At 72.2% G+C, this 11658-nt stretch carries 10 protein-coding genes; 7 read left to right on the forward strand and 3 right to left on the reverse strand.

All coding sequences use genetic code 11. From position 1 onward, the window contains the following. Positions 1-4 precede the first annotated feature (4 nt). Genes K3769_RS20155 through K3769_RS20175 form a run of 5 tightly spaced genes read left to right on the forward strand, consistent with a single transcriptional unit; the run spans position 5 to position 6111 of the window. On the forward strand, positions 5-520 hold the full coding sequence (locus tag K3769_RS20155) for a (2Fe-2S)-binding protein (protein WP_267027799.1): 516 nt from the start codon (positions 5-7) through the stop codon (positions 518-520). Next, positions 517-2916, forward strand: coding sequence for an aerobic carbon-monoxide dehydrogenase large subunit (locus K3769_RS20160; RefSeq protein WP_267027800.1), 2400 nt, complete (start codon positions 517-519; stop codon positions 2914-2916). The genes K3769_RS20155 and K3769_RS20160 overlap by 4 nt, the downstream gene beginning before the upstream one ends. Beyond that, entirely contained in the window at positions 2913-3968 is a 1056-nt protein-coding gene (locus K3769_RS20165) for an XdhC family protein (protein WP_267027801.1), read from the forward strand. Before K3769_RS20160 ends, K3769_RS20165 begins: the two co-directional genes overlap by 4 nt. Then, the gene (locus tag K3769_RS20170) at positions 3965-4864 is read left to right on the forward strand and encodes an AAA family ATPase (protein WP_267027802.1); all 900 of its coding nucleotides are present in this window, start codon (positions 3965-3967) and stop codon (positions 4862-4864) included. Before K3769_RS20165 ends, K3769_RS20170 begins: the two co-directional genes overlap by 4 nt. Next, complete coding sequence (locus K3769_RS20175; protein ID WP_267027803.1) at positions 4861-6111, forward strand: vWA domain-containing protein; 1251 nt, start codon at positions 4861-4863, stop codon at positions 6109-6111. The genes K3769_RS20170 and K3769_RS20175 overlap by 4 nt, the downstream gene beginning before the upstream one ends. Before the next feature lie 287 nt (positions 6112-6398). Here the strand turns inward: K3769_RS20175 and K3769_RS20180 are convergent, their stop codons facing one another. Together K3769_RS20180 and K3769_RS20185 are read right to left on the reverse strand one after the other, a co-directional pair. Beyond that, on the reverse strand, positions 6399-7214 hold the full coding sequence (locus K3769_RS20180) for an SAM-dependent methyltransferase (protein WP_267027804.1): 816 nt from the start codon (positions 7212-7214) through the stop codon (positions 6399-6401). A gap of 43 nt (positions 7215-7257) precedes the next feature. Then, positions 7258-8322, reverse strand: a complete 1065-nt coding sequence (locus K3769_RS20185; RefSeq protein WP_267027805.1) for a MarR family winged helix-turn-helix transcriptional regulator — start codon at positions 8320-8322, stop codon at positions 7258-7260. A 201-nt stretch (positions 8323-8523) separates the two neighbouring features. Between K3769_RS20185 and K3769_RS20190 the strand changes: the two genes are divergently transcribed. Continuing rightward, on the forward strand, positions 8524-10005 hold the full coding sequence (locus K3769_RS20190) for a hypothetical protein (protein ID WP_267027806.1): 1482 nt from the start codon (positions 8524-8526) through the stop codon (positions 10003-10005). A 216-nt stretch (positions 10006-10221) separates the two neighbouring features. On the opposite strand, the gene K3769_RS20195 is transcribed toward K3769_RS20190, so the two are convergent. Then, positions 10222-11016, reverse strand: a complete 795-nt coding sequence (locus K3769_RS20195; RefSeq protein ID WP_267027807.1) for an aminotransferase class IV — start codon at positions 11014-11016, stop codon at positions 10222-10224. A gap of 220 nt (positions 11017-11236) precedes the next feature. On the opposite strand from K3769_RS20195, the gene K3769_RS20200 reads away from it, so the two are divergent. Further along, complete coding sequence (locus K3769_RS20200; RefSeq protein ID WP_267027808.1) at positions 11237-11602, forward strand: DUF6281 family protein; 366 nt, start codon at positions 11237-11239, stop codon at positions 11600-11602. Positions 11603-11658: the final 56 nt, after the last annotated feature.

The raw sequence follows: 11658 nt of genomic DNA on the forward strand, positions 1-11658 counted from the left end.
GCATATGCGGATCACCGTGAACGTCAACGGTGAGGACCGGACCGGGGAGGTCGAACCCCGTCATCTGCTCGTGCGCTTCCTCCGCGACGACCTGGGGCTGACGGGCACGCACTGGGGATGCGACACCAGCAACTGCGGCACCTGTGTGGTGCTGATGGACGGCGAGCCCGTGAAGAGCTGTACGGTCCTCGCGGTGATGGCGGCCGGTCATGAGATCCGTACGGTCGAGGACCTGGCGGACGGCGACCGGCTCGACCCCGTGCAGCAGGGGTTCATCGAACAGCACGGCCTGCAGTGCGGGTTCTGCACCCCGGGCATGATGCTGACCGGCCGGGCGCTCCTGGACCGCAATCCGGATCCGTCCGACCAGGAGATCCGTGAGGCCATCTCCGGCCAGCTGTGCCGCTGCACCGGCTATCTGAACATCGTCAGGTCCATCCGGTGGGCGGCCGGGGAACAGGCCGCCGCAGCCCCGGAAGCCACAGCGGCAACGACGACGACAACGGGGAGTCAGGCATGACCGCCGTCGACGAACCCCCGGTGACACCGCAGGAGCCGGCCCAGGAACAGCAGCCCGAGCGGCCCATCGGCTTCGGCCGGATGAAGCGCAAGGAGGACCCCCGCTTCGTCCGCGGCAAGGGCCGCTATGTCGACGACATCCAGTTGCCCGGCATGCTGCACGGCGCGGTCCTGCGCAGCCCGTTCGCGCACGCCCGCATCCTCTCCGTGGACACCTCCGCCGCCGAGGCGCACCCCAGGGTCAAGGCGGTGATCACCGGCGAGACCCTGGCCGGTCTGGGGCTCGCCTGGATGCCGACGCTGTCGAGGGACACCCAGGCCGTGCTCGCGACCGACAAGGTCCGCTTCCAGGGCCAGGAGGTCGCGTTCGTCGTCGCCGAGGACCACTACGCGGCGCGCGACGCGATCGAGCTGATCGACGTCGAGTACGAGCCGCTGGACCCGGTCGTCAACGCCCGGCACGCCCTCGCGGCCGAGGCTCCCGTCATCCGGGACGATCTGGAGGGGCGTACGGACAACCACGTCTTCGACTGGGAGGCGGGCGACAGCGCGGCCACCGAGGAGGTGTTCGCGCGGGCCGACGTCGTCGTGGAGCAGACCATGCTGTACCCGCGGGTCCACCCCGCGCCGCTGGAGACCTGTGGTGCGGTCGCCTCGATGGACCCGGTCGACGGGAAGCTCACCCTCTACTCCACCACCCAGGCCCCGCACGCCCACCGCACGCTCTACGCGATGGTGGCGGGCATCCCCGAACACAAGATCCGGGTGGTGGCCCCCGACATCGGCGGCGGCTTCGGCAACAAGGTCGGCATCTATCCGGGGTACGTCTGCGCGATCGTCGGCTCGATCGTCACCGGGCGGCCCGTGAAGTGGATGGAGGACCGCTCCGAGAATCTGATGAGCACGTCCTTCGCCCGTGACTACCACATGGCAGGCGAGATCGCGGCGACGCGGGAGGGGAAGATCCTGGGTGTCCGGGTCGAGGTCCTCGCCGACCACGGCGCGTTCAACTCCACGGCGCAGCCCACCAAGTACCCGGCCGGCTTCTTCCACATCTTCACCGGCTCGTACGACATCGAGGCCGCGCACTGCCGGGTCACGGGTGTCTACACCAACAAGGCGCCCGGCGGTGTCGCTTACGCCTGCTCGTTCCGGGTCACCGAGGCGGTCTATCTCATCGAGCGCCTGGTGGACTGCCTGGCCGACGAACTGGGCGCGGATCCGGCCGAGTTGAGGATGCGCAATCTGCTGCGGCCGGAGCAGTTCCCGTACGAGAACAAGACCGGCTGGACGTACGACTCCGGTGACTACCCCGCCTGTCTGCGCAAGGCCATGGATCTCGTGGGGTACGAGGAGCTGCGCAAGGAGCAGAACGAGCGGCGGGCCCGGGGCGAACTCATGGGCGTCGGGCTCTCGTTCTTCACCGAGACCGTCGGCGCCGGGCCCCGCAAGCACATGGACATCCTCGGACTCGGCATGGCGGACGGCTGTGAGCTGCGCGTCCATCCGACGGGCAAGGCGGTCGTCCGGCTGAGCGTGCAGACCCAGGGGCAGGGCCACGAGACGACGTTCGCGCAGATCGTCGCGGAGGAGCTGGGCATCCCGCCCGAGGACGTCGACGTCGTGCACGGCGACACCGACCGGACGCCGTTCGGGCTCGGTACGTACGGCAGCCGCTCCACGCCGGTGTCGGGCGCCGCCGCGGCCGTGGTGGCGCGCAAGGTGCGGGACAAGGCGCGGATCATCGCGGGCGCGATGCTGGAGGTCGCCCCGGACGATCTCGCCTGGACGAAGGGCCGCTGGTCGATCAAGGGTGATCCCGCGATGTCGAGGACCATCCAGGAGATCGCACTGGCCGCGCACGGGTCGCTGGAGCTGCCGGACGGCGTGGAGGGCCATCTGGAGGCGACGACCGTCTACAACCCGCCCAGCATGACGTACCCGTTCGGCGCGTACGTCTGCGTGGTCGACGTCGATCCCGGCACGGGCTCGGTGAAGGTGCGGCGGTTCGTGGCGGTGGACGACTGCGGGACCCGTATCAACCCGATGATCATCGAGGGGCAGGTGCACGGCGGTCTGGCCGACGGCGTCGGCATGGCGCTGATGGAGATCATCGGCTTCGACGAGGACGGCAACTGTGTCTCCGGGTCCTTCATGGACTACCTCCTGCCGACCGCGCTGGAGGTGCCCGCCTGGGAGCTGGACCACACCGTCACGCCGTCCCCGCACCATCCGTTCGGGGCGAAGGGCATCGGCGAGTCGGCGACCGTCGGTTCACCGCCGGCCGTCGTCAACGCGGTCCTCGACGCCATCGGCGTACGCCATGCCGACATGCCCCTGACCCCGAGCCGGGTGTGGCAGGCGCTGCAGGGCGGCGAGGTGGAGGCACCGCAATGAGTCGCGTCGTACCCGCCGTACCCGTGGTGCCCGTGGCCCCCGTCGTACCGCCGCGGGCCGGGCCGCTGGAAGCACGCATGTCCGAACTGGCGGGCCGGCGGGTGCCGTTCGTGAAAGCGACCGTCGTCCGCGCCCGTCGTCCGGCGAGCGCGCGCCCCGGAGACACCGCGCTGGTCCTGGCCGACGGCAGGATCGAGGGTTTCGTCGGTGGCGTCTGCGCGGAGGCCACGGTTCGGGTCCAGGCGCTGCGGACCCTGCGGGACGGCGAGTCCCTGCTGCTGCGCATCTCACCCGGGGAGACGGCCGACGGCACCGGTGAACCGGTCGTCGAGGAGGGCGCGGTCAGCGTCCGCAACCCGTGTCTGTCCGGCGGTGAGCTGGAGATCTTCCTCGAACCCCTGCGGCCCGCACCCCGCGTGCTGGTGTTCGGCGAATCCCCCATCGCACGGGCCCTGCTCGACTTCGGACCGGCGCTCGGTTACGCGATCACGCCGGTGTCCGGCGCCGACGGGTCCGGCCTCCCGGCCGCCGGGGCTCTGGCCGGGACCCGGGCCGTGGTGATCGCCTCCCACGGCCGTGACGAGGAACGGGTGCTGCTGGCGGCGGTGCGGGCCGGGGTGCCGTACGTGGGTCTGGTCGCCGGCCTCCGGCGCGGGGCGGCGGTCCTGGCCGGGCTCGCCCACGAGCTGGACGAGGAGCAGCGGGCCCGGGTGCGCACCCCGGCGGGCCTGTGGATCGGCGCCCGCACACCCGGCGAGATCGCGGTGTCGATCCTGGCGGAGGTGATCAAGGAGCTCCGCTCGCCGGTGACCGAGGCGCCGGCAGTGGAAGAGGTCCGGGGGACGGCCCCCGTGACGGACCCGGTGACGGCCACCGACCCGGTCTGCGGGATGGAGGTCGCCGGCTCGGCGGCCACCACGCCGTATTCGGACGCGGGCGGCGCGGGCAGGCAGTGGTTCTGCTGCCCCTCCTGCCGCGAGACGTACGAGAAGGACCCCGTCCGCCACACGAGGGCGCGGACGCGGACCGGTACGGAGGCAGGAGATTCGTGAGCGAGTACGTCGAGCGCGCTCTGCCGGAGGTCGGGAGTCTGCGCGCGGCACTGGACGCACTGGGCTATCTCGCCGACGACGGCCTGGTCACCGCCCTCTTCCTGGCGCTGCGCCTCCCCCAGCCGCTGCTGCTGGAGGGCGAGGCGGGCGTCGGTAAGACCGAGGCGGCCAAGTCGGTGGCCGCGGTCCTGGGCAGCCCGCTGATCCGGTTGCAGTGCTACGACGGCCTGGACGTGGCTGAGGCGCTGTACGAGTGGAACCATCCCCGCCAGTTGCTCGCGATCCGGCTCGCCGAGGCACGGCACGAACAGATCGGCGAGGACGACCTGTTCAGCGAGGCGTACCTGTTGCGGCGGCCCGTGCTCGCCGCGCTCAGCCATCCCGGGCCCGCGCCCGCCGTCCTGCTCATCGACGAGATCGACCGGGCCGACGACGACTTCGAGGCGTTCCTGCTGGAGGTGCTCGCCGAGGCCGCCGTCACCATTCCGGAGCTGGGCACCGTACGGGCCGAGGTGCCGCCCGTCGTGCTGCTCACCTCCAACCGCACGCGTGACCTCCACGACGCGCTCAAGCGCCGGTGCCTGTACCACTGGATCGACTATCCGGAGACCGAGCGGCTCATCGAGATCGTGCGCCGCCGGGTGCCCGGCACGTCGCGCGGGCTGGCGGTCGCGGTGGCGGCGGCCGTACGGCGCCTGCGGGCGCTGGAGCTGCAGAAGGCGCCGGGCATCGCCGAGACCATCGACTGGATCTCCGCGCTGCGGCTGCTCGGCGTGGACGTGCTGGACGCGGGGAGCGCCGCGAGCACCCTGGGCTCGCTGCTCAAGTACCGGGAGGACCAGGAGTCGGTGCGCGAGCGCGGTCCGGAGTGGCTGGTCGCGGGCCTCCGGCCGTGACGGAGGTGCGGGTGCCGCTCTTCGACCGGGCCGAGTTCGGTGTCCGGCTGGGCGCCGAACTGCGCCGTGCCGGGGTGGCGGTGACGCCGGAGCGGTCCGTGCGGTTCCTGGAGGCGCTGCGTCTGCTGCCGCCGGTGGACCGTGCGGCGCTGTACTGGGCGGCACGGCTGGCCTTCGTGACGGGACGCGAGCAGGTCGGTCCGTTCGACCGGGTCTTCGACACCGTCTTCGGAGGCCTTCCGCGCGCGGTGTCGCTGTCCGTACGCCGGGATCGCGGGCGGCCCGTGCCGGAGGCGGGCGTCGAGCCGGATCCCGTGAGCGGGCGGGCTCCGGCGCCGCCCCGGCCCGGTCCGGACACCGTCACCGCCCCGCTGCCGGTCGGCAGCCTCGGCGCGCTGCCGGACGGCGACCGCAGACCGGGCCCGGCTCCGCGGACCGAGGCGCTGCCCACCGCGGGCAGTACGGCCGAGGTCCTCGGGCACAAGGACTTCGGTGCCCTCACCGCCGGTGAACTGGCCGAGGTCGACCGGCTGCTCGCCCTGTTGGCACTGCGGACGCCGTTGCGCCGAGGTCGCCGCCGGCGGAGCGACGGGCGGGGGCACCGCGTCGACCTGCGCCGCACCCTGCGCGCCGGACGGCGCACGGGCGGCGAGGTGCTGTCACTCGTGCGCAGCCGCGACCGGCTCCGGCGGCGACGGCTGGTGCTGCTGTGCGACGTCTCCCGCTCGATGGAACCGTACACACGCGCCTACCTGCGGCTCTTTCCACGCGCGGCGGCCGGGGGCGCGGTGGAGGCGTTCGTCTTCGCGACCCGGCTCACCCGGCTCACGCCGCTGCTGCGGCACCCCGGGGCGTCCGGCGTGGACGCGGCGCTGCACCGGGTGGGCGGCGCGGTGTCCGACTGGTCGGGCGGCACCCGGATCGGTCACGCGCTGGCGGAGTTCAACAACCGCTACGGCCGCCGGGGCATGGCACGGGGCGCGGTGGTGGTGGTCTTCTCCGACGGGTGGGAGGGCGAGGATCCCGGCGCGGTCGGGCGTGAGATGTCCCGGCTCGCACGGCTCGCCCATCGGATCGTCTGGGTCAACCCGCGCAGGGCGGCGCCCGGTTACGCCCCGCGCACCGGCGGAATGGCCGCCGCGCTCCCCCACTGCGACGCGTTCGTGAGCGGCCACAGCGTCAGGGCTCTCAGCGAGGTGATCGAGGCGATCGCGGACGACGGCGACCGGCGGGCCCGCCGCCGGTGAGCCGCGCCGCCGATGTCCGCCGGACCGTACCGGCGGGGCCCGGGGCTCGGGGCCCGCCGGTACGGTCCGGGTCTCCCCAGGCCTCCTAGGGTCTGTCTGACAATTCCCGTCGTCGCCCGTAGGGCGGCTGCGCGGCGTCAGGTGCGTGCTCTCGGTGTGCCGGGCGTAGAGCCTCGTACTGGACGTACTTGGCTCTACGCCCGGTGCGGCGAGAGTGCGTGCATGGCGCCGCGCGGCAGACGGGAATTGTCAGACAGACCCTAGCGCCTCCCCGGGGCCTCCCCGGTTCAGGACTTGCGTGCGACCCCGCCCAGCGCGATCACGTCGCCCGAGGAACGGGCCGCCTCCGGGTCGGGGCGCCAGTCGTCGATGGGGACCACACCCGGGGCGAGCAGCTCCAAACCCTCGAAGAATCCGGCCAGTTGCCGCGGGCTGCGCAAGTGGTACGGCGCCGCGCCGCTCTCGTTGTAGAGGCGGGTGGCCTCGGCGTTGGCCTTGTTGGTGTCGACGCTGTCGTTGAACGCGAGACAGCTGCCGGAGGGGAGCGCGGCCATCAGCGTGCCGACGACGCGGCGCGCTTCGTCGTAGTCGGCGATGTGTCCGGTGACCTGCATCAGTGTCAGCGCGACCGGCCGGGTGAGGTCCAAGGTTCTCGCCGCTTCACGCAGGACGGTCGCGGGGTCGCGCAGGTCGGCGTCGACGTAGTCCGTCGCTCCTTCGGGGGTGCTGGTCAGCAGCACCCGCGCGTGGGCGAGGACCAAGGGGTCGTTGTCCACGTAGACGACGCGCGCTCCGGGGGCCACCCGCTGGGCGGTCTCGTGGGTGTTGTCGACCGTCGGCAGTCCGGTGCCGATGTCGAGAAACTGCCGGATCCCGGTCTCGCCGGCCAGGTGGCGCACGGCCCGGCCGAGGAAGGCCCGTGAGCCGCGGGCGAGGTCGGTGATCTGGGCGAAGACCTCCTGGAACGCGTCGCCCGCCGCCTGGTCGACGGGGTAGTTGTCCTTCCCGCCGAGCCAGTAGTTCCAGATCCGGGCCGAGTGCGGCACCGTCGAGTCGATCTTCGCTGATGTCGCTGTGTGGGGGGCGGACGAGTCCTGACTCACCGGCAACCTCCTTGCAGACAAACGTCGTCGGTCGTGGAGTATCTCAGTGCGGCGGGCCGGGCGGACCTGTACCGGGCGGCCGATCGTCGATCGAAGGGTCGTCGGTCGGCGGGGCATCGGTCGGCGGGCCGTCGGTCGGCAGGTGCCCCTCGATCATCGCCAGGCCGAGCGGAGTCAGGGTGTGCCGTGCGACGTCGGCGCCCCGGTGCGTGGAGATCAGACCGGTGCTCGCCAGGACGGCGGTGTGCGAGCCCGCCGATGCCGGTGACATCCCGAGCCGCCGCGCGAGATCGTCCCCCGTCGTGCCGCCGGTCAGGGCGATTTCCTCCAGCACGGTCGCCCGGGTGCGTCCCAGCAGCCGGGCGAGCGCCGTCCTGCCCGGCCGTCCGGGTCCCGTGAGCAGATGCAGACCGCGGTTGGCCGGATAGACGAGGACCGGGGTCAGCTCCTCGTCGAGCAGGGTGATGGGCCTGCGCCAGCAGAAGTACGAGGGAATCAGCCGCAGTCCCCTGCCCCGGAGACGGAGTTCCTGGTCCACGGGGTAGTCCACCCTCAGCACCGGGGACTCCCAGCGGGTCCGCGGGCCCAGGCCGCCGAGCAGTTTCTCGACTCCGCCGTCCAGGAGGTCACGGCCGCGCAGGGTCCGTTCGGCGTCGGTCACCGCGCGGATGCGGTGCCAGCGGCCGGCGAGCACGCGGTCGTGGTAGCCGTGCAGGGCACTGCCGAGCCTGCGCATCGTCTCGGCGTCGCCCTCCGCCAGCAGCCGTGTCCAGGAGGGTGTCCGGCGCCGGCCGGCCAGCTGTGCGAGGTCGGCCCGCAGCCGCCCGCGGCGGGTGCTGAGCACGGCGTCGACGGCGGAGTGCAGGTCGGGAGTACCGGCGGGGGTGAGGAAGTCGGGCGAGTACCCGCGGGGTGGCGCCAGTGCGAACAGCATGCGCGCCGAGGAGTCGAGACGGGGCAGCGTCCGGGACTTCCACGGGCCGAACACCACGTGATCGGCCGGGCCGCCGAGGGCATGCAGGCTCAGCAGGATCTCCCAGGCCGGATCCGGCTCCTGGGCGATGCGGATCCGGCTCAGATCCGCCGTGGAGAAATGTATGTGGAGCACGGATGATCCCCCCGAGTCACGGAGCTCCTGGCGCAGGGGCAGGATCTCACGGCCACGGCGCCGGCCAGGAGCCGCGGTCGTGCACGGTCCGGTCACGAACTCAATGAACGCAATGATCAAGCCATGGGTTTTGGCCGCGCCCCTCCCTAGCATCGGCCCCGTCGCGCAACGGGGCGCCGACCAGGAGAGGGAGAGCACGACATGGACAGGACGAGGCCGAGTACGGCGGGGATCCGGGGCGGGTCCGGTTTCCTCGGGCGCCGCCGGGCGGCGGTGGCCGCCGGCATCGCGGGAATCCTCCTCGGCACACTCTCCGGGCCGGCCGCCGCGACCACGGGCACCGGCACCGGCACGGACGCACCGGCAGCCGTCACATGCCCCGCGAACCTCACGGGCAAGGCCACCTGCTACACCGGCCGGGACGCCGACGGCGCCTACTACGCGATCGCCGTCCCGAAGAACTGGAACAGGTCCCTGGTCGTGCACGCGCACGGCGGTCCCGACCTAGGCGCGGAGTCCGACCCTGAGCGCAGCACCGGTGACCTGGAGCGCTGGTCGGTGATGGTGGACGAGGGCTACGCGTGGGCCGGCTCGTCGTACCGTCGCGGTGGTTACGGAACCCGGATGGCCGCCGCCGACACGGAGAAGGTGCGCCGGCTCTTCGTCGCGGAGTTCGGCGAGCCGAAGCGGACGTATGTGCACGGTCAGTCCTGGGGCGGCGATGTCGCCGCGAAGGTGGTGGAGACGTACGGTGCCGGGAAGCGCGGTCCCTACGACGGGGCCCTGCTGACCAACGGTGTCCTCGGCGGTGGGTCGCGCGGTTACGACTACCGCGTGGATCTGCGGGCGGTCTACCAGTACTACTGCCAAAACCATCCTCGTCCCACCGAGGTCCAGTACCCGCTGTGGGAGGGGCTGCGGGAGGGCTCGACGATGACGTCGGCCGGGCTCCGCGCCCGGTTGCAGGAGTGCACGGGGTTCGAGTCCGCTCCGCAGGACCGGAGCGCCGCGCAACAGCGCAACCTGGACGACATCCTCGGCGTGACAGGGGTCCCCGAACGGACTCTGGAGTCGCATCTGCGGTTCGCGACGTTCACCTTCCGGGACATCGTGCAAAACCGTCTGGGCGGTCGCAATCCGTTCGGCAATCAAGGGGTGCGCTACTCCGGCTCGCACGACGACAGGGCGCTCAACGCGGGCGTCGAGCGTTTCTCCGCCGACCCCACCGCCGTACGCGATCTCTCGTACGACAGCGATCTGACGGGCAAGGTCGACATTCCGGTGCTCACGCTGCACGCGATCGACGATCCGACGGCGTTCGTCGAGCACGAGTCGGCGTACCGGGACAGCCTCCGGGGCGCCGGCCGGGAGCGGAACCTCGTGCAGACGTTCTCCCGGGAGAGCGAGCACAGCGGGCTGAGCGACTCCGAGTACGCCAACTCGATCGCCGCGCTGGACTCCTGGGTGCGCACCGGCCGGAAGCCGACGCCGAAGTCGGTCGCGGCGTCCTGCCCCGCCTTCGACGCCGCCTATAGCACCGGCTGCTTCTACGACCCGGGCTTCCGGCCCGGCTCGTACGCCTCGAAGGTCAACGCCCGGCCGGGCGGGCTGCGCTGGCCGGCCATGACGTCCGGCCAGGAGAGGGCCTGGAGCCGGATCGACGGCGTGGGCATCGCCCCCTGAGGCGACGCGCCACGGCACACGACCGGGTGCGCCGGACCGACCACCATCGGTCCGGCGCACCTTTTCGACCTGTGCCTCGGTCCGGCACGCCTTTCCGACCCGTACCCCGGTCCGGCACACCCTTTCGACCCGAACCTCCGTCGGCCCTTGGGTCGGGACTCGGCTCGGTACTTGGGCCGGGAACTCGGCCGGGAACTCGGTCGGACAGTCGTCCGGTCAGTCCGGCGGCAGCGGTTCCATACGGCTGTCCAGCCATTCCTGCCATTCCTTCGCCCGCGGAGCCGGACCCGCCTCCATGGGGCGTCCCTCCCAGCGCGCCACCGGGCGGATTCCGTGCAGGGCGTTCACGAGCCACACCTCGCGGCCGGCCAGCTGGTCCAGGGTCCGTTCGCGGTGGGCCAATTGGATCCCGCCGCTCAGGGCGTGCTCCTGGATGAGGCCCGTGGTGACACCGGCCAGGATCGGCAACCGCGGCGGCGGCAGACACAGGACGTCGTCCTCCCACCACAGGAGGCTGGAGGTGGCCGCCTCCAGCACCAGGCCGGACGGCGCGATCAGCACCGCCTCCTGCGCACCCTGTCCGGCCGCCCGCCGCCGGACCCGGGCCAGCACGTCCAGGTCGGGTCCCTTGCGGCGCGGCACGGTGCGCGGATCGGGCTGGCCCGCCGCCCACACCCGCACGTCCGGCGCGAGGGGCGGGGCGTGCCGCAGGAGCAGTCTCAGCTGGAGGGAGCCGGCCACCAGCTCGACGCGCGGGAACCAGGAACCCGTGCGGGGCAGTGCCGCGGTCATGTCCCGCCAGAATTCGGTGAGTCGGTGGAGAGATGGTCCGCCGCAGTCGCCGCAGGACCGCAGGAACCGCTCGCGGTGCCGGTCGAGGCCGCGCACCTGTCCGTCCCTGAGCAGCCATGAGTCCGCGACCAGCAGCTGGGTGTCGGCCGCGAGCCCCGCGATCAGTCCGCGACCGGGTACCCATGCCAACAGCCCTTCGGCGGTTGCCGGTTGTGTCATCAAAGAATCTCTCCTCTCAGTACACTCGTAAGTACGTCCGCCGACGCGTCCGGATTCATCTCCGGCACGATCGCACGATCAGTGCTCCCGGCCGGCACGACGAGGTGACAGCATCGACCCCGGACCGTCGACGGCCGAGTACGCCGCCGCGGAGCACGTCTCGCACGGTGCCCGCCGGGCGCTGTCCGGGTTTCTCGCCGCGTCGTCCCTCTTCTTCGCGGTGGCATGTGACGCGGCGTCCTCCGGTGCGGACGGCGGCGACGGTGCGGCGTCCTGCGCGTTCGCCGTCCACTTCCGCGGCGAGCTCTACACCCGGGTGAGGTACGCGGACTTCACCGTGCGGGACGAGCTGGGCAGCAGCCGGCCAACCCTGTGCGACGACACGGGCGAGGGCCCGTCATCGGACACGGCCGGTACGGAGACGTACGCGACGTACCGGATCGAGGAACTGGACGCGGGCACGGCCGTCGCCGTGCGGGACGAACCCGACGAGTCCGGCCGGCGGGACAGGCTCAGCCTCTACGTCCTGCAGCGCGACGGCGGGATCCCGGCCGAGGCGAAGAAGTTCCTCGACTCGAAGCGGTAGAGGTCGCGCGGCGGCGCGGCGGCCAGGCGGTGCGGACCCCGGCCCGAGCACCAACC

The organism is Streptomyces ortus, assembly GCF_026341275.1.
In the GTDB taxonomy this organism is placed as follows: domain Bacteria; phylum Actinomycetota; class Actinomycetes; order Streptomycetales; family Streptomycetaceae; genus Streptomyces; species Streptomyces ortus.